Source organism: uncultured Pelagimonas sp., assembly GCF_947498515.1.
Lineage (GTDB): Bacteria > Pseudomonadota > Alphaproteobacteria > Rhodobacterales > Rhodobacteraceae > Pelagimonas.
Window position 1 is genome coordinate 1 of record NZ_CANMKO010000017.1, and the last position, 18,331, is coordinate 18,331.

Genomic DNA, 18,331 nt, shown 5'->3' on the forward strand with positions numbered 1-18,331 from the left:
CCAAAACCGCCCACATATCTCTTCAGATAGTCACTATGTCAAATAACGCGGAACCATAAAGCTCCAGAGACAAAATCAAACCATCCGCGCAAGTTACCCAGCGCGCAACGCCTTGTTCTACCTCAATATTCCGTCTCAGCCCTTGGTTCGAAGCGTTGTGCTTGTCGCCGTGATGCAGTGTGCATCGTTCTGAGAAGTTGGTCTATAAGGGTGTCTTTTCGGGGCCGCAAGCACTTTTTGAAAGTTTTTGCATTTTCTGGCGATTTATTTTGGAAACGCCCGTAACACGCTATTTCAACAGGCGTTCACGACCGGGTTGGTTGCGAAGCGGCACTTTCATACCCCGCCCCGGCCTGTTTTCAGCCCTCACAGCCCCTTTGCTAGGGAATCGAAGGCGCGCAGGTTGGCGATTAGGGCTCCCATCTGATCGACTGGGATCATGTTGGGCCCATCAGACGGCGCTGTATCGGGGTCTTGGTGGGTTTCGATGAACAAAGCCGACACGCCAACCGCACAGGCGGCGCGCGCCAAAACCGGGGCGAATTCGCGTTGGCCGCCCGATGTGGTGCCCTGTCCGCCCGGTTGCTGCACCGAATGCGTCGCATCAAAGACGGTTGGGTAGCCGGTCGCCGCCATGGTCGGCAGGCCGCGAAAGTCCGACACAAGGGTGTTGTAGCCAAAGGACGTGCCGCGATCGCAGAGCATGATGTTGTCATTGCCCGTGCTGGCGATTTTCTCGGCAACATTGCCCATGTCCCAAGGGGCTAGAAACTGCCCCTTTTTCACATTGATGGCTTTGCCGGTTTCGCCCGCCGCCAATAACAGGTCGGTCTGGCGGCACAGAAAGGCCGGGATTTGTAGGATGTCACAGACCTCGGCCGCCGGGGCGCAATGGCTGGCATCATGGACATCGGTCAAAACCGGCACGCCGAACTCCTTGCCAATCTGGCCCAGGATTTTGAGCCCTTCATCCATGCCCAAGCCCCGCTGGGTGCTGATCGACGACCGGTTGGCCTTGTCATAGCTGGCCTTAAAGATGAAACGCGTGCCGGTGGGCGCACAGGCCTCGGCGATCTTTTCCGCCATCATCCGCGCATGATCGAGGCTTTCAAGCTGGCACGGCCCGGTGATCAGGGAGATCGGGTTGGCACCGCCAATCGCGATGCCGCCAACCATCACGGTTTTGGTCTGGGTGGCTTTGGTCTCGGTGACGTTCATCTTATAGGTCCTTCACAGCGTCTTGCGTTTCCTCAGAAACGGGCGGTCATTCGGCACCGCGAGGCAGCGTTTGCCTTGCATAACGCGTTCGCCGTGCCGAATGAATCCATATTTACGCAAGGCGCTCGAGCACGGAATTGATGCGGGCGACGTCTTCGAGGCCCTAATGACACCCGGCTGGTATTCCTATTGGGCGTCTCAAAACACCAAAACCAATCCGGTCGTCACATCCCAGCTTTGGTTGTTAAACCCTGTGATCGCTGCCCGCCATCGCGGTGTGGGTGCCCCAACCTTTGGGGGCAACAAGTCGACTTCAAACCGACCGCGCACATATAATGCCTGTGCTTCCCCCGTTGCTTTGACATCTAGGAGTGCCGATCTCAGGTGGGCATGAAAGCGGCTGTGGACCGCACCAACCGCCAAGGCCAATTGCCCCTGACGGGCTGATCCTTGCTTTTCTCTGGCGACCGCAGGTCCAAAGACCAAAGTGCGCTGTAGCTCTAGCTCCCCCCACAAAGACCATGTATGCAACTTGATCTGTGTGGGATCGGTAAAAATGCCAAGCCCATCCTCAAGCCGGTACGTCTGCCGCGCGTAGCTCAACGCCCCCCCCACCAGCAGCTCAACCTTCGGCCCAAAGGACAGAACCGGCTGGCTGATGCCAAGGCTGAGGCTCTGACCGCGTAAAAGGTTCAGCGCATCACCACGGTCCTGGTCTCCAAATACGAGCTCCGTTTGGTTCCCAAAGAATGCCTCGGATAGCGCCGCCTGGGCCGCATGTTCCGCATGGGCCGTGCCCGTCCCAATGCTCAGCTTCAAATCAGCCGCGAAACCCGGTTGCGCGAGGCCCGCCAGCGCCAACAGAAGCCACACACATGTACGCACCAACATTTTCGGCTTCCCCAGCACCTTATCCGCAACAGATCCTATACTGACATTTAACAATGAAAAGAGTAGCTATAAGCAGAGCCAACCTTTTAAGAAGAGTATTTTCATGTCGACAGTGACAACGACCCTCCCCAATATTGAAGCCGTTTACGACATTTTGCTCCAAGATGTCTCTCTTGATGTACTCTATCAGGACGAGCTGACCGCATTCTCTGAAATCCTCGATACAACCGACCCGACCTTCACCACCCTGAGCGCCACAGAAGTGAGCATGTCCTTTGGCGACTATGACGTCACCGTCTCCGGGACGGGATTTGACCCGGTCGGCACCGCAGAGGAGCTTCTGGAAGCCTTGGACGGCTCCGTTGCGGATGGGTCGTTTTCGGAAATTACGGTTGATTATGACGGTGATGAAATCCTGAGCCTGGATTTTGATGCCACTGGCTATTGGTTCGAATCCGGGGATCTCGCTCTTGGGATTTTGGGAGACGGGCCACAATCCTTTGACGACATCTATGAAATCTCTGAGCTGTCTGTCGATTTCCAAGAGGCCTTTGAAAGCCTGGTTGAATTAGGGGAGCCCCTTACAGAGGACATGGAAGATTACTTCCTCGATACCTATTCGCATGTCTCCCTGACCGGGTTCGGGTTATTCGATGGTGATGACCAGATCGGAAGCATCAGTGTCTCAAGCGATGAAATCGTTCTGAGATATAGCAGTCTGACCCTGACAATCGACGGCGCATTCCCGGCGTTGGATAACTTTGGGACCCTTGCGGTTCTGATGCTGAATGTCATCGCTGACGACGGTATTTATTTCGAAGGCTTTGACGGTCTGGGCCTGTCAGACCTCGACGGGGTCGAAGTGACCGGGGGGACACTAGAGGACGCCGATGAAAATGTGCTCGCTAGCTTTGTATACTCGGATGACGAAACCCCAGATACGATTGTTGTGAATGGGGTGTCATATGGTGACATCTGGGTTGGAACCAATCAGGCCGATAACGCCCTCCCATTCAATAGCCAAGACATGTTGATCATGGGTCTCGCTGGTAACGATACCCTTTCGGCTGATCTCGGGAATGATAACATTCTGGGCGGCCTTGGAGATGACGTCATACTGGGCTGGTACGGCGATGATACCCTGCTTGGAGAAGCCGGGAATGACTGGATGCTTGGCGAATATGGCAATGATTCCCTGCTCGGTGGATCAGGCGATGACACCCTGCACGGTGCGGGCGATACCACGGATGAGCCCGGCAACGACACACTGCGTGGCGATACCGGGGATGACGTCCTTTATGGCGGTGCCGGGAATGACTCCTTGCGGGGCGGCGATGACAATGACCAGATGCACGGTGGGGACGACAACGACACATTGCGCGGCGATGATGGCGACGATTATCTCTATGGTGATGCGGGCGACGATTCCTTGCGCGGCGGCGATGGGGATGACTCGCTAGAAGGTGGCGCGGGCGAAGACGTTATGCTCGGCGACACTGGCAACGACTATCTTGACGGTGAGGAGGGCAATGACTCCCTGCGTGGTGGAACCGGCAATGATACCCTGTTTGGTGGTGAAGCAAACGACACGCTGCGCGGCGATAGTGGCGATGACAGCCTGTCGGGCGATCTTGGCGATGACAGCCTGCGTGGGGATGCGGGCAATGACACATTGAATGGTGGCGACGGCGAGGACATCCTACGCGGCGGCGATGGTACAAACCTCTATGACGCCGGTAACGGCAATGACCGCGCCTATGGCGGCGATGATGCTGAGACCATCAATGGCGGCGAAGGCGATGACCTGCTGGTTGGCGGCGGCGGTGACGACCGCGTTAATGGCGGCGATGATGGCGACACGCTTTATGGCAATGACGGCGAAGACACTCTGAACGGCGAAGATGGAGACGATTGGACATCTGGCGGCGCGAATGACGACCTTTTGTTAGGGCGTGCCGGCGACGACACCATGCGCGGCTCCAGTGGGGATGACCGGTTTTATGGCGGGGCGGACAATGATGTGTTGGCCGGCAACAACGGCAACGACACAATCAACGGCGGCTCCGGCAATGACCGGATGTTTGGCGGCAGCGGCAATGATGAGCTGATTGGCGGGGCCGGCACTGACCTCCTCAATGGTGGGTCCGGGGCAGATGTCTTTGTCTTTGACACGGCCACCGATAGCCCCCATGGATCGGACCGCGATACCATCAGTGACTTTACCTCCGGCCAAGATATGATCGACCTATCCGGCTTTGCTGGCACTTTGACCTTTGTCAGCAGCTACACCGGAGCAGGCAATGAGGTGCGCTACAACAGCACCGTTGGCCGCCTTTACATTGACCTAGATGGCGACCCGTCATCGGAAGTTTCGATTGATCTCGGCGCGGGCACGGCCCTCGTCGAAAGCGACTTGATCCTTTAAGGGCGTCACAAACCAATCCCCTTGGTGCCATTGTGCCAAGGGGCCAAAACGGCGATAAGCCATGCGACTTGAACCAATGAAAAGGGCCGCATGGTGCGTCGCCGGTTTTTTGATTTTCACCAGCGATATTTGGCGCGCTACACACAGCGCTTGCCATTGGGACTGCGCGGTCAGCTCGCCGGGCATTTGTTTCGCCGCACCCGCCATCCGGATTTTGGCTTCACCCATGCCCGCAGCCTGTGCGCGTCCGGCCGTTCCGATATAGCAGCCAAGCTTTATGGAAACGGTCAAGCCGTCACAGACCCGCTGTTTTCCACCCAATTGGAATCAGAAGGCCATGTTTCCGGCCCCTCTCAGGGCGTGTTTTTTGCACAGATCAGCTTTCTCGGGCTTCGGATTGGCGGCCAGATTTCTGGCCTTGGGTCCGCGCCGGTACAGCTGCAAATTGATCTTGATGACACGGTATTACGGATTGAAACCCTATCTGTGCGCAACGGCACCGCCAGCTTTCGCATGATCCTAAGCCGCGAGGTGCTTGAGGCGTTTCCAACATCCGGATTGCTTCGGGCGCGCTTGATAGATGGAACCGATGGATCAATCTTGGCAACCCCCGAAGGCGGCATCGGCTGGCGAACCACGATGCCCCATGGGCAAGGCACCATCGACAAGGTCATTTCTGAGAGAGGCAGCTTGGACAAAAAGGGGCGTTTCCGCCTAAACAGTGTCGAATTAGACGCACGGCAAACCGCCTACTTGGACCTCTATTCCGAACTCAAAGACGTCTATGCCCGCGAATTCAATCGCCCGCTTCTCATTCTCTATGGCACCCTGCTTGGCCAACTTCGTAGCGGTGATTTCATTCCCGGTGATGATGATTTTGATGTTGGATACCCAAGCTCAGAGACCACGCCCGAGGCCGTCAGGGGCGAAGCCATCTCCCAGATGAGCCGTTTGGCTGAGCTAGGCTATGTGATTGTGCTCAATGAGTTTGGCCGCCCCTTCCGCATTCGCGCCCGCGATGGGGCCGCTTGGGTGCATTTGGACAATCGACCCGTATTCGCCCCCCAACAGGGCGAGGTTTGGCTCCATAAACATGCGGCACTTGCGCTGGATTTGTCTCTGTTTTCTGAACCAGAGGCCGCCAAGATGCGTGGAATGGATGTGCTCCGCCCCCATCAGCCCGAACGCTTTCTAGAGGCCTATTACGGCGCAAATTGGCGCGTACCCGATCCCAGTTATAGCAATACCGGCCGCAGCCTACCCGAGAATGCCCGCAAAGCCCTGCATCAAATTTGCCTGAGTGATGCGCAACAACGTGACTTGGCTCAACGCTATCCCGGTCAGATCGTGCCAGTCCGCTATAGCCCGCTTTATCCGCTGGCTGACTATGCCGCCCGGATTGGGTTTTAGTCGCTGCAACGCTCTTGATAGGCTGAAACAGTCTCACATAAGCAGTCGTAAAACCCGGACGCCGATGTCTCCCGAATCCAGGCCTTATGCTCGATTTGGCGGCGCACCACGGCGCTCCACGCCGCGTCATCTTGCAGCAAATCTGCGGCTTTACTGGCCAAGCCAGCCATGTCTTTGGCGTCAAACACGGTCTCCGCAGGTTGGCGCCCCGAGACGTCACTATCACGACATGTCAAAATCGGAATGCCCGTTCCCCGCGCCACAGCGGCGCCGCCGGATCCGCCGGTAAAGCCCGGAGGATGCACAAACAATGCCGCGCCCTGCACGCGCGTGGTGAATTCATCAAACGGCAAGACCGGATGAACAACGATTTGACCGCTGTCCACCCGCTTGCCAATGCTGGGCATGTCACGCGCCAAAGCATCGGGATCGGCGGCCCCGATAAAATGCCAAACACTGCCCGGCACCTTGTCCAGAATCGACAAAAGCGCCTCGATTGTACTGCGATCCTGTTGGGCCAGACGTTGGTTCATCCGCACACCGGTGATCGCCGACACGATGATCTTGCTGTGACGCTTTTCCGGCTGCACCTCGGGTGGGGGTGGTTCGGTCTCGTCGGCGCGAATGGTTGGGTAGGGTTGGACACGTACCCGCGCCTGCCCCGGATCTCCGTCAATCGCATGGGGGCCACGGGCGATGATCATATCCAGTTTGGCATCTACTTGATTGTTGGATTGGATATAGAAAAACGCCGAGGGCAACTGATCAAACAAGGTATGGCGCACAAGGCGGCTTTCGTTTGAGAAAAAGCCACGATGACCGCCGCCATAAAGCATGACATCCGGCTTCAGCTCCAAAATCTTGCGGCAGCTCTCCAACACCCCACCAAGTCCGTAGCTGTCAAACATATGAAGATGGAAGCGGCTGCCGTAGAAATCCCCAAGGGCGGCGCGGGCTTGGGCCTGTGCCTCGGCGGTGCGACTTGGGGTAAACGCGTGGGCCAAAATCGGCGTTGTCACCACGAACCTCTCGCGGGTCACCACGATATGGGCGATGATGTCGGGATCAAGCTCAAGCAGATTGCGACAGATGGTAAACAAAACCCGCGCATGGGTGTGCACATCGGAAATTTTCAAGACGTCCAAGCAGAGCACAATGGTTTTGGGTCGGCTGGCTGGCATCCCTTGGCGCGCAATCCCATCTTCGCTTAGGGCGCGACGCAAATAGAGACTTGCGGCCTTCAATATCACCGGGTCATTTTTCAAAATGCGGTGATCAGGCAGGCTTTCGATCACCCGACACACCTGCTCATCCCCGGCACGCCCCTGCCCATTGGCATAGAGCGCCAGAGCGTATTGCGCGCGGGCCCGGCGCAATCCAGTCAGCGCGTAGCGGGTTTTGCGCAACGCATCTTCTTCGGGTTGGCCCGGTTGCGGTGATGTTAGGCTGGGTGGCAGCGTTGAGAGGTCTTTGTCATTGCGCTTGGGATGGCTCAACAGCGCCAAATGTTGCCAATGCCGCATGGCTTCGGGCCAATCCGCACGACGCTCGGCGGCCATCGCTTTTTGGCGCAGCCGCAGATCGCCCATACCAGGGCGCGCAGTCAGGTAAAGCAGCGCATCCAGAACGCGGGTCTTGATCTCAGGCGAGAGCGCACGTTTGAGCCGGTTCGGGACAAACCGGCGATATGCTTTCAAGAGGTTGCGTTCCATTCAGGTGCCTTGTGCCGACCAACCCGGCCTTAGCCAGTGGCGCCTTCTATGACGTCAGAGGCCCCGGAGTCGAGCACGGGGTTTCCCGTAGCAGGCAAATCCTTGCCTTGTCCCAGTCGCACCTGCCCCAAGCGCGCCGTTTCGGTCAGGCAATCATGAAAACCCTGAACAGAGGTCTCACGAATCCAATTCGTATGGGCGATCTGGCGCTCTGCAATGGCGCTCCAGCGGGCTGGGTCTTGCAAAAGGGTCACCGCCATATCGGCAAAGCCCGACATGTTCTCTAACTCAAACACCGTTTCAGGAGGTTGGCGCCCGGAGACATCCGAGTGGTTGAACGTCAGAATCGGAATCGCACCACGTCGCGCCACAGCGGCGCCACCAGAGCCACCCGTAAAGCCCGGAAGGTGCAGGAACAGGGCCGCATTACCAACCAAGGTGGTGAACTCATCAAAGGGCATCACCGTGTGCAAGGCGATTTGCCCCGCATCAACCCGGCGGGCAATTTCAGGGTTGGCTTTGCGCACCGCGGCAACGTCCTTGCAGCCGATAAAGTGCCAGATACTGCCCGGCACCCGATCCAGAACCGAAAAGACGTGATCCATTTCGGCGCTGTCCATTTCGCTCAGACGGACATCCATGCGCACGCCGGTGATCGCCGACACGATGGTCTTGCTTGCCGCTTTGCTCGGATCGATGGCCTTTTGTGCCTGATCCAACGCCTCTTCGACAATTGTCGGATAGGGTTGCACCCGCACGGTTGCAGCCCCCGCGTCGCCTTCGATTTCATGGGGGCCACGGGCGATGATCATGTCGAACTTGGGATCGACCTCATTGTTGGCCTGAATATACAAGAAGCCGGCCGGCACCAGATCGTACAACACATGGCGCACCAAACGGCTTTCGTTGGAAAACAGCCCCCGATGGCCGCCCCCATACAACACAAGATCAGGGCGCAGGTTCAGGATATGCTTGGCCGCAGAGACCACGCCTTCGAGATTGGGTTCATGCAGATTATGCAGTTGGAACCGCGAGCCAAACAAATCCCCAAGCGCCATCTTGGCCCGGTCGATCAAATCGCTATCCCGCTTGGGGTGGAACGAAGGTGACACAATCGGTGTGGTGACGGCGAAACGTTCATTGGTGATGACCACGTGCATCTCAAGATCCGGGTCATGGCGCAGCATATTGCGGCACATGGTGAAAATCACCCGGCTATGGGTGTGAACGTCCGAGACCTTGAGGATGTCCAATGCCAAGACCACCCGCCGCAACTTGCCCGGTTCAACCGGTTTTGGCGGGGCAAAAACCCCATCTTCACTCAAGGCATCCTGCACATAGGTCCGGGTGACCTCCAAAAGGCGCGGATCATATTTGAGCAAGCGCTGATCAGGCAGGCTTTCGACGATACGGGTCACCATTTCACGAAATTCGCGGGCGCGCCCCGCGGCCCGCGCCTCTAGTGCCAATTCGGCGCGAACCCCACGTAGAGAGGTGCGCGCATAGTTGGCTTTGCGGGCACGTTCTTCGGCATTTTCGGCAATAATAGTGCCGCTTTTGGTCGAAACCGGGTTCATGATAGCGGCGTATAATTGCCACTGTTGGGCGGCGCCCCGCCAATCCCCACGGCTTTCGGAGGTGCGCGCCAAAATGGTCAGCGCCGCACTATTATCTTCCCAATGCTCAAAGGCAGGCATCATCACCCGTTCGGCATTTTCCATATGGCCTTGTTGTTGAAACTTCTGCGAAATGCGCAGGGTCAGCTTCCAAATTTGGGCCAGAGTTGGATCTGTCAGGTGGTCGCGGCGCGCTTCAAAGAACCGCCACCAATCATCCAATGTGCACCAAACCTGATGATCGCCTCCATCCGGAACTGTCTCCAAGACCGCGACAAGAGAATGCAAGACCGCCTTGTAGAACAGGGGATATGCCGTTTGATAGTCCGGCCAATTGGCAAGAACGGGTTGCAGAGCAGAAAGCGCAATATGCTGACGGCCGGCGCGAATACGGTGCGCCGCCAATGAGGCATAGGCCTTGCGCAACCGTGCTGCCTGTTGATCTGGCAAAGCGGTGCAATCATGCCAGAAGCTTTGCAAGGCGGCGGCTTCTTGGCGCAAAACACGCCCGGTGGGGGCTCTTTGATCTGCAAATTTATCGGCCTCAAGGACAACCGCCGGCACATCTGCGAATGTTGGGCAAATTTCCGGTGCGAAAAAACCAACCTGTCGGCGCATGCGTGTCTCAAGCGTCGCCAGTTTCCCATAGGCTTTGACCGCTGGGACCGCTGAGTTTTTCTTGGCCTGAGCCGCCAGGGTTCCCCAAGCGTCCAGCGCCAGAGGCAAATCGTTGCGCTCCTCGGCGTGCCAAGCAAGCGATTGCAACTGTTTGGGGTTGCCGCTGGCCCGCCCAATCAAAGCGCGATGAAAACCGCGTTCGGCCCGTCCGGTCGGATCTGCGTGCGTTATAACAGATGCCGTTCCGAAAACCGTTCGGCGCAGCATGGAACGGAAAGTCGTTTTCTTGGCGGCCATGTGACTGGTCCCTGAAATCAAAGTTGCAAAAAAACAGATACCATTGCGGTATCGCTGCACATGCAAAGTTCGGAGCGATGGTCCAACCGTGCACATGCAGCATAGAAAGTCGTGTTAAAAAATCAAACCGTCGCGATCGGGGTCGCCGGGGATCCAACCGCCCCGGTCAAACGCAGCGGCGGGGCCGTCAGCAAGAAGCGGCTGCGACCCTGCGCTTCGAGCCATTCAGCAAGATCGCAGAGCTGCCACAGCTCGGCCAGCGGCACACCCAATTTAAACAGGCAATGCTCGTGTAGGGGAAGAATAGAGCCACAATAGTCATCAGGTAGCGGATTGCCGGCCGCCTCAACCGCAATGTTATCCGAGATCAGCGCCGCGACGCCGCTATCGGTAATCCATTGCAACAAGCGCTTGTCATGGCCGTCAAGCACCGCGCAGGCCTTCTTGATCGCCGGGTCAGGGTTGCCCGCCCCCGCAAGGATCATCTTGTCGATCCCGGTCCAGAGCAACAGCATGTCGCCCTCTTCCACGGTGATATTGTCGGCCTCCATCACCCGCATCAGATCGTCGTAAGACACGTCATGACGGGTGTCGCCAAAATGCTTGTGCAGGTTGATCAACACACCGCGCCCTTGCAGGCCGTGGGCCGCGAAATTCTCGATCCCCAGCTTGTGGGCACAGGTGACATGCCCGTTTTCGCCACTGTCCATGGTCAGATCTTCGCCAGCGCGGAACCCGTTGTAGTAGACCGGGACATCAACCCCGTCGCCCATCACATCAAAGTTCGAACCGCGATGCGCCAGCGCATCCCATTGGGTCGAATATTGCGTATAAAGCAGCACCGCGTCATCGGCGGCGATATCCGGAAAGCGCGGATCGAATTCCTGCCAGTTATAGTTGAAATAGGGGGCATCGTTGCGAATGACCGGGCGCAGCGCCGGTGGGAAGCGCACCGGAGACAGCACATTGCCCCCCGGCAGGTCCAGCGGCAGCGACAGGCAAAATGTTTTGCCGGTTTGTACCTCGGCGATGCCCTTTTTGACCTGCTCAGGGCCAATCAAGTTCAACCGGCCCAATTGATCATCCGGGCCCCAATCGCCCCAAGTTGATCCTTCGGGGCGGTTTGTCCAACGTGTCGTGCTCATGCGGTGAATCCTTGTGTTTTGGCGCGGTTCAAAACCGCATCCACCATCACGCCGCAAGACCCGGTATAATTCCCCGGCTCAAGCAGGCGGTCGATGGTTTCTATGTCAAATTGGGCTGTAACAGTCTCGTTTTCGAGCAGGGCATCGCGCAGATGTCGCCCGCTGTCGATGGCCGCTGCGGCGGCCCCGGTGACCACCTCATGCGCCGTGCCACGCCCCAAGATCGGGGCCAGGCCGGACATGACCGCCTCGGACATGATCAGCCCGCCGCCCATATCCAGATTGCGACGCATATTGGCCACGTCCACATCCAAGCCCTCAAGCATGGGGCGGGCCTGCATCAAGGCCCCGGAGGCCAAGAGAAATGCTTCGGGAATGACCATCCATTCCACTGGCATGGCGCTGATCCCACGCTCATGTTCTTGGATTTGGCTTTCCATCATCTGCGGCACCAAGGCGCGCAAACGGTTGGCAATGGCGATGATTTGCGGACAGGCGATGGGATTGCGTTTTTGCGGCATCGCCGATGAGGCGCCACGCCCCGGCACGTAAGGTTCGCGCACTTCGCTCACCTCAGAGCGCATCAACATGGCCACTTCGGTGCCAATCCGGCCTAGCAGACCGCCGACCTGACCCAGCCAGAAAATCATCTCGCCAAGACCATCGCGGCCCGTGTGCCAAGTGATGTCGGGATCGCGTAGGTCCAATTCGCGGGCCAGCGCTGCGCGCACTGCGGTGCCTTTGTCGCCCAGCGGGGCCAAAGTGCCAACCGCGCCGCCAAATTGCACCGCAAAGGCGCGGTCCTTGATCTCGGGCAGTTTGGCGCGATGGCGCAAAGCCTCGTCAAGCCAACCGGCAGATTTATAGCCAAAGGTGATCGGCACCGCGTGCTGTTGGAACGTCCGCCCTGCCATGGGCGTGTTGCGATGATCCGCCGACAGTTTGACCAGCGCGGAAATCACCCCGTCAAGTTCGGCCTCGATCAAAGCCAGACCGGTGCGCATTTGCAGTACCAGCCCCGTGTCCAAGGCATCCTGAGTCGTCGCGCCCCAATGCACATAACGTGCAGCATGATCGGGACAGGCGGCGGTCAGCTGTTTGACCAGCGGCACAATGGCAAAGCCAACCTTTTCAAACATCACCCGCATCGCCGCCGGATCAAGATTGTCGGTGGTGGCCGCTGCGGTGATCGCCTCGGCCGCCTCAGATGGGATCACATCACAGCTGGCTTCGGCGCGCGCCAATGCGGCCTCAAAATCCAGCCAGGATTGAAACCTGCCCATATCCGAGAAAATTTCCCGCATTGCGGGCGTGCTGAACTGGTCAGCGTAATAGGGGCTGTCAAAGAGCGTGGCGGGCATGGGGGCCTCTTTTTTATGTTAGTCGGCTTCAGCCAGTTGGCCGAAAATATCCTTGCGCATGATCGCGTTGCCCTGCGTGTCATAGACTTCCATCTGATCAATCGCAGTGCGGGTCCGGGCAAAAACCGTTTCACGGTCTGGTCCAGTGACAAGAAACGCCCCCACGCGCGAACGGGTCGACATATCGTTGCCAATCTCCATACCCGCAGTTTTATAGGGAAGCATCCGGGCAATCGTGCCATTGTCGATCAAGGCATCAACACCTTCGACACGATCAAAGGTTCCGGGCTGGGCATAGACCGTGTTGGTCATCAGCCAAAGCCCCGATGGGTTCAGAGCCACCTGCACCGGGTTGCCAAGCCAGCTATCCAGCGAGGCTTCGATCGCGTCAAAGCCGCTGATCATCTTGGTCACGGCCGATCCCGTGCCCCCCGAGAGGCGCGGCGAAAATTCGATTAGGCTTATCCCGCTGTCATTCAAAAACGCCTGAACCAGCATCGGCACGTTATCAAGCTCGAACGCCGCGGCGAGTTTCGAGAGGATCTCTTCGACCTCGTCCAAACGCTCTTCAAGCGGCCAAGGGGCGATCGATCCGGTCGATTGGATGACCTTGTCGCGCGGCACATTGAGCATATCAAACTTGCGCCGCACCAGAACGATTTTCGCCCGGCCGTTTTCAACAAAGCAATCGATAGACAACTCGGCACCTTCGACGAATTCCTCAACCACGGCCTGACGCACGCGGCTGATGGCAAAGGCGGTGGCAAGGTGCAGGCGCAGCGCCTCAAGGTCATCGACCCGGCGCACCCCGGCCGATCCGTTGGAATCGGCTGGCTTCACCACCATGGGAAAGGTCAGATGCGCAATCCGCGCCTCAAGATCGGTGACGTCATCCTCGCCAAGGAAAATATGCTGGGCCGTGGGAAGGTTGGCCTCGGCGAAACGGCCCTTCATGCCGCCTTTGTTGCCGATCAGCGATGCGGTCGCAAAGGAATAGGGATGCGGCAAGCCCAGCTCTTCAGAGACCTGAATGGCAACGACATTGGCTTGATCAACACAGGTGGCAATCACCAATTCGGCATTTTGCGCCCGGGCAACGCGGGCCACGGCATCGGGGTGCAGCGTGCTTTCTTGCACATGCAGATCGGCATGCGGGGCCGCAGGCGGCGCATCAAGGTAATCCACCAACACCACACGCCAACCGCGCGCCTGCAACAGTTCGATCAGCCGAATATGCGGATTTGTACCGCCTAGGACCACTGCTGTGGGTTTCGTGTCACTTACCATCGGCCTGCATCTTCTTTGCTTACTCGTAGAACGGTTGGTCCGAACATTGTCAGTCCCGCTCCAGTGGCACAACATGGGTTGTTTGGGCAAGGGCATCGAGCTTGGCAATCACCGCATCTGACAGCGGCACATGATCGCCCCGCCCCTGCATATAGCCAGCACCACGCTCTCCGGGGAGGAAAACCGCCCCCTCCGCCCCAGCATCCTTGGCCGCGGCAGACAGATCGCGCATGCCGGTGTCATACTCGGCCTGCGGCATCATCTGGGCGATATCAATGGCGATCAGCATATGCCCACAGCGCGATGGCCCATCGGGGTTATTAAGGTTGCGCGCCATGCCGCCCGAGGCCGAGCGCGTCATCAGCCCGGCCATGATATCCACCACAACCGACAGCCCATATCCCTTGGCCCCACCAACCGGTAACATCGACCCCGCCAATGCGGCAACCGGATCGCAGGTTGGTTCACCGGCCTCATCCAGCGCCCAGCCAAGCGGAATATCGTCGCCATTGGTGGCCGCCAGACGGATTTTGCCGCGCGCCGCCTGGCTTGTCGCCATATCAAGAATGACCGGGGCCATGCCATCCGGGGCCGGAAAGCCAAAGGCCATTGGATTGGTGCCAAACACCGCTTTGTGCCCGCCGGTCGGCGCGATGGCCGGGGCGGCATTGGCCAGAACAATGGCCGCCATGCCCGACTCAACCGCCCGCGCCGCCACAAAGGCCGCCGTGCCAAAGTTATGACTATGACGAATACCAACAAGGCCAATACCACAGGTTTTGGCCATCTTAACGGCGCGATCCATACCACGGATCGCCGCCACCTGACCAAAGCCATCCCCCGCATCAAGCAGCGCCATCGCCGGAGCGGATGACAATTCTCTCAGCGGGGTTTGCGCCTGCATCAGCCCCTTTTGGATACGGTTCACATAGATCGGCATCCGACCCGCGCCATGGGTGCCTTTGCCATGGGTATGGGCAAAGCGGATCGAGTCGACAATCAGCGCAGCATCCTCGGCAGGAACCCCCTGCCCCAGCAACACATCCAAACAAAACCGCTCTAGCGCCGATAGCGCGATATCGGGCATGGTTTAGCCCTTCTTAGGCGCAACAGTGACGGCTTCGGGGTAATATTCATCCAGCATCCGTTTGACCAATTTCACCTGCTTGGCGCGTTTGGCGGCATCGGCATCCGAACTGTCCCAGCTGTGGGTTTTGGCAACGGACCCACCGGTCTTGAGGTAAATCGGCGCCGCGACACGGACCATTTCCGGCACTTCGTAATGGCGGATGAAGCCACCGGTCGAGGCCGGGTTTTCGGTATGCACATCCAACGGCAGATCAACCGCCTGACGGATGGCCGACAACATCTGCATCTGAATATCGCGGATCGGATTGAATGTATTGGCCCCGATCTGCGCCAGCATGGCCGCCGCGCAAGGATTGCCGTGACCGGTATGGGCCGACACCTTGAAGCGCACATCAGCCGGGAGTTCGCCCGCCTTGCGCATTTCATTCATCAACCACAGGCTGCCTTCGTCATAGACAAGAAAGGATCTCACCCCAAGCGCCACACCGCGGTGCACCTCTTCGACGGCGCGGATCACTTGTTCTTGGCCACGCAGGCGATAGCCCATGCGCACCCCTTCGGGGGTGTTGACCGAGGCGCTGGTATCGGTGGTGGCGCGTGGCCCGATCGACAAGACCAGCTCAACCGCAGCATCCCGGGCCATATCGACCATTTGGGTGATTTCACTATCCAACAGGGTCATGACCCCTTTGGTCTGGGTCACACGGTGCACCGGCACGCCGTTTTTCTCGACCGCCTCAAGAAGCGCCGCCATGGCGCTTGGCCCTTGGATACCCGGCACTTCGAACCGGTATTGCGCTCCATCCTCAAAGCGTTTTTCCGATGTCGGAAGATCATAACAATCGCCCGTCGGCAGGCCCATTTTCGAAAGAAAATCTTTGGTTTTCTGCATGCGTGCTCTCTATTTTTAAACAGGCCAAAATGCGCAGTGTCGGGGCGTCTCACCCCCCTGCAAAATTCGAGCGGACATTAGAAGCGCCCGTAAAAGGTGTCAACGTGACCCCTGATCAGCAAAAGCTTGCCGAACAACGACCCTGTGGGCAAAATTTGCCCCCATAACGCCCTCATTGAAACCACAGCGACGTGCAAAGGCTAGGTCAGGTATTCACGCATGGTTGAATTGTCTGCTTGGCTGTACCAAAAGCACCACAAGGGTAAAATACCGTCTTTGCCCGGTATAGGTCAAAGATGTTTATAAGGACTGTGTCGCGCTATGAGCCCAACAAATCGTCGCAAAGGGATCATCCTCGCCGGAGGGTCTGGCACCCGGCTCCACCCCGTGACCAAGGGTGTGTCCAAACAACTGTTGCCGGTCCATGACAAGCCGATGATCTATCATCCGCTTAGCGTCTTGATGCTGGCTGGGATGCAAGACATCCTGATCATCTCGACCCCCGATGACATGCCGCAATACAAGCGCCTTTTGGGCGATGGCAGTGAATTTGGCATTCGTCTGCAATACGCCATTCAGCCCAGCCCCGATGGCTTGGCCCAGGCCTTTATCATTGGGGAAGAGTTCATCGGAGAAGACCCGGTTTGCTTGGTTCTAGGGGATAATATCTTTTACGGCCCCGGCTTTACCCAGCTGCTCCTCCAAGCCTCGGCACGTGAATTGGGGGCCACGGTCTTTGCCTATCAGGTCCATGACCCCGAACGCTTTGGTGTCGTCGAATTTGACGCCAACCGCCGTGTTCTTTCGGTCGAAGAAAAGCCGCAGAAACCCAAAAGCAATTTTGCCATCACGGGCCTCTATTTCTATGACAACCGCGTGGTTGAAATCGCCAAGGGGGTCAAACCCTCGGAACGGGGCGAAGTTGAAATCACCGACGTCAATCGTGCCTATCTGGAATCGAGTGACCTCTATGTGCAGCTGTTGGGCCGGGGCTATGCCTGGCTTGATACCGGCACCCATCAATCCTTGCTCGAAGCCTCGTCCTTTGTGTCGACGGTCGAAGCCCGACAGGGCTATAAAATCGCCTGTCTCGAAGAAATTGCCTATCTCAAGAAGTGGATCAACCGCGATCAACTTTTGGAACAGGCTGACGCACTGAAAAAAACCGCTTATGGTCAGTATCTATACGATCTGGCGAAGGAAGAGAAATGACTGACAAGAAAATCCATGTCACACAGCCTTTTCTGCCCCCCATCGAAGAGTTCCTGCCCTATGTTCAGGAAATCTGGAACAACCGTTACCTGACCAATGGTGGCCCGCTACATCAGCGGCTTGAACGTGAGTTGGCCGATTATCTGGGTGTGGAGCATCTGGCGCTGTTCAACAATGGCACCATCGCGCTGATTGCGGCCTTGCAGGCCTTTGATCTCAAGGGCGAAGTCATCACCACGCCGTTTTCCTTTGTCGCCACCACCAATGCGCTGATCTGGCACAAGAACACCCCGGTTTTTGTCGACATCGACCCGGTGACCGCCAACCTTGACCCGGCCAAGATCGAGGCGGCGATCACCCCACGCACCAGCGCCATCTTGCCGGTGCATTGCTATGGCAACCCGTGTGACATGGAGGCGATCCGCGACATCGCAGATCGTCACGGGCTCAAGGTGATCTATGATGCAGCCCATGCCTTTGGCGTTCATAACGACGAGGGTTCCGTCTTGGCGCGCGGGGATCTTTCGACGCTTTCCTTGCATGCCACCAAGGTCTTCAACACCTTTGAAGGCGGCGCGATCATCTGCCGGGACGCGGAGATGAAACAGCATATCGATGAGCTGAAGAACTTTGGCATCGTCGATGAGCTTACCGTCAAAGTGCCCGGCTCTAACGGCAAGATGAGCGAAATCCACGCCGCTATGGGGCTGGCGCAGCTCAATCATATCGACGCTTGCATTGCACGCCGGGGCGAGATTGACGCGGCCTATCGCACGGCACTGGCCGATCTGCCTGGGTTGATCGCTTTGCCCAAATTGAACCAGACCCGGTCAAACTATGCCTATTTCCCCATTCTGGTGGGCGATGAATACCCGCTGGATCGCGATGGGCTTTATGATCAGCTGCGCGAGGTCAACATCCTGACCCGGCGCTATTTCTATCCGCTGCTGTCGGATTTGCCGATGTATGCCGATCTGCCCTCGGCTGATCCGGCCAATCTGCCCATTGCCGGCGATATGGCTCGGCGTGTGCTGTGTCTGCCGATTTTCCCCGATATGAGCGATGATGATCTTGCCCGGATCATTGAGGCCGTGCAGGCCCCGGTCAAAGCCGGCCAACCCGCCATGCAGCCCGCGCAATAAGCCAAGAAAGACAAGC

General features: G+C 57.8%; 13 protein-coding genes. 4 read left to right on the forward strand and 9 right to left on the reverse strand.

The window, feature by feature from the left end; translation table 11 throughout:
• Window positions 1-366: 366 nt before the first annotated feature.
• Both kdsA and Q1A43_RS21665 read right to left on the reverse strand, forming a co-directional pair.
• The gene (kdsA, locus tag Q1A43_RS21660) at window positions 367-1,218 is read right to left on the reverse strand and encodes a 3-deoxy-8-phosphooctulonate synthase (RefSeq protein WP_299938860.1); all 852 of its coding nucleotides are present in this window, start codon (window positions 1,216-1,218) and stop codon (window positions 367-369) included.
• 198 nt (window positions 1,219-1,416) lie between these two features.
• Window positions 1,417-2,109 carry a hypothetical protein gene (locus Q1A43_RS21665; RefSeq protein ID WP_299938862.1) on the reverse strand — a complete coding sequence of 231 codons (693 nt, stop codon included), beginning with the start codon at window positions 2,107-2,109 and terminating at the stop codon, window positions 1,417-1,419.
• 103 nt (window positions 2,110-2,212) lie between these two features.
• Between Q1A43_RS21665 and Q1A43_RS21670 the strand changes: the two genes are divergently transcribed.
• Together Q1A43_RS21670 and Q1A43_RS21675 are read left to right on the forward strand one after the other, a co-directional pair.
• Complete coding sequence (locus Q1A43_RS21670; RefSeq protein WP_299938863.1) at window positions 2,213-4,534, forward strand: calcium-binding protein; 2,322 nt, start codon at window positions 2,213-2,215, stop codon at window positions 4,532-4,534.
• Between the two features lie 90 nt (window positions 4,535-4,624).
• A complete protein-coding gene (locus Q1A43_RS21675; RefSeq protein ID WP_299938864.1) occupies window positions 4,625-5,944 on the forward strand; it encodes a LicD family protein in 1,320 nt (439 codons plus the stop codon).
• Here Q1A43_RS21675 and Q1A43_RS21680 read toward each other — a convergent pair.
• The 7 genes from Q1A43_RS21680 to Q1A43_RS21710 form a co-directional block, all read right to left on the reverse strand.
• A complete protein-coding gene (locus Q1A43_RS21680; RefSeq protein ID WP_299938866.1) occupies window positions 5,941-7,656 on the reverse strand; it encodes a hypothetical protein in 1,716 nt (571 codons plus the stop codon). The genes Q1A43_RS21675 and Q1A43_RS21680 overlap by 4 nt on opposite strands.
• Window positions 7,657-7,685: 29 nt before the next feature.
• On the reverse strand, window positions 7,686-10,187 hold the full coding sequence (locus Q1A43_RS21685; protein WP_299938868.1) for a hypothetical protein: 2,502 nt from the start codon (window positions 10,185-10,187) through the stop codon (window positions 7,686-7,688).
• Between the two features lie 122 nt (window positions 10,188-10,309).
• On the reverse strand, window positions 10,310-11,332 hold the full coding sequence (locus tag Q1A43_RS21690) for a cyclase family protein (protein WP_299938869.1): 1,023 nt from the start codon (window positions 11,330-11,332) through the stop codon (window positions 10,310-10,312).
• On the reverse strand, window positions 11,329-12,693 hold the full coding sequence (locus tag Q1A43_RS21695) for an adenylosuccinate lyase family protein (protein ID WP_299938871.1): 1,365 nt from the start codon (window positions 12,691-12,693) through the stop codon (window positions 11,329-11,331). The genes Q1A43_RS21690 and Q1A43_RS21695 overlap by 4 nt, the downstream gene beginning before the upstream one ends.
• An 18-nt stretch (window positions 12,694-12,711) precedes the next feature.
• Window positions 12,712-13,980 (reverse strand): ATP-grasp domain-containing protein, encoded by a 1,269-nt coding sequence (locus Q1A43_RS21700; protein ID WP_299938874.1) that lies wholly within the window; start codon window positions 13,978-13,980, stop codon window positions 12,712-12,714.
• Between the two features lie 49 nt (window positions 13,981-14,029).
• Window positions 14,030-15,067, reverse strand: coding sequence for an Ldh family oxidoreductase (locus tag Q1A43_RS21705; RefSeq protein ID WP_299938876.1), 1,038 nt, complete (start codon window positions 15,065-15,067; stop codon window positions 14,030-14,032).
• Window positions 15,068-15,070: 3 nt separating this feature from the next.
• A complete protein-coding gene (locus tag Q1A43_RS21710) occupies window positions 15,071-15,961 on the reverse strand; it encodes a hypothetical protein (protein ID WP_299929879.1) in 891 nt (296 codons plus the stop codon).
• Between the two features lie 321 nt (window positions 15,962-16,282).
• Here Q1A43_RS21710 and rfbA point away from each other — a divergent pair, with 321 nt between their 5' ends.
• Together rfbA and Q1A43_RS21720 are read left to right on the forward strand one after the other, a co-directional pair.
• Entirely contained in the window at window positions 16,283-17,173 is an 891-nt protein-coding gene (gene rfbA / locus Q1A43_RS21715) for a glucose-1-phosphate thymidylyltransferase RfbA (RefSeq protein WP_299929882.1), read from the forward strand.
• A complete protein-coding gene (locus tag Q1A43_RS21720) occupies window positions 17,170-18,315 on the forward strand; it encodes a DegT/DnrJ/EryC1/StrS aminotransferase family protein (RefSeq protein WP_299938878.1) in 1,146 nt (381 codons plus the stop codon). Before rfbA ends, Q1A43_RS21720 begins: the two co-directional genes overlap by 4 nt.
• Window positions 18,316-18,331: the final 16 nt, after the last annotated feature.

What these genes read in the sequence shown, in the direction of transcription:
- kdsA (WP_299938860.1), bottom strand. Translation starts at nt 1,218, where the DNA reads ATGAACGTCACCGAGACCAAAGCCACCCAGACCAAAACCGTGATGGTT.
- Q1A43_RS21665 (WP_299938862.1), bottom strand. Translation starts at nt 2,109, where the DNA reads ATGTTGGTGCGTACATGTGTGTGGCTTCTGTTGGCGCTGGCGGGCCTC.
- Q1A43_RS21670 (WP_299938863.1), top strand. Translation starts at nt 2,213, where the DNA reads ATGTCGACAGTGACAACGACCCTCCCCAATATTGAAGCCGTTTACGAC.
- Q1A43_RS21675 (WP_299938864.1), top strand. Translation starts at nt 4,625, where the DNA reads ATGGTGCGTCGCCGGTTTTTTGATTTTCACCAGCGATATTTGGCGCGC.
- Q1A43_RS21680 (WP_299938866.1), bottom strand. Translation starts at nt 7,656, where the DNA reads ATGGAACGCAACCTCTTGAAAGCATATCGCCGGTTTGTCCCGAACCGG.
- Q1A43_RS21685 (WP_299938868.1), bottom strand. Translation starts at nt 10,187, where the DNA reads ATGGCCGCCAAGAAAACGACTTTCCGTTCCATGCTGCGCCGAACGGTT.
- Q1A43_RS21690 (WP_299938869.1), bottom strand. Translation starts at nt 11,332, where the DNA reads ATGAGCACGACACGTTGGACAAACCGCCCCGAAGGATCAACTTGGGGC.
- Q1A43_RS21695 (WP_299938871.1), bottom strand. Translation starts at nt 12,693, where the DNA reads ATGCCCGCCACGCTCTTTGACAGCCCCTATTACGCTGACCAGTTCAGC.
- Q1A43_RS21700 (WP_299938874.1), bottom strand. Translation starts at nt 13,980, where the DNA reads ATGGTAAGTGACACGAAACCCACAGCAGTGGTCCTAGGCGGTACAAAT.
- Q1A43_RS21705 (WP_299938876.1), bottom strand. Translation starts at nt 15,067, where the DNA reads ATGCCCGATATCGCGCTATCGGCGCTAGAGCGGTTTTGTTTGGATGTG.
- Q1A43_RS21710 (WP_299929879.1), bottom strand. Translation starts at nt 15,961, where the DNA reads ATGCAGAAAACCAAAGATTTTCTTTCGAAAATGGGCCTGCCGACGGGC.
- rfbA (WP_299929882.1), top strand. Translation starts at nt 16,283, where the DNA reads ATGAGCCCAACAAATCGTCGCAAAGGGATCATCCTCGCCGGAGGGTCT.
- Q1A43_RS21720 (WP_299938878.1), top strand. Translation starts at nt 17,170, where the DNA reads ATGACTGACAAGAAAATCCATGTCACACAGCCTTTTCTGCCCCCCATC.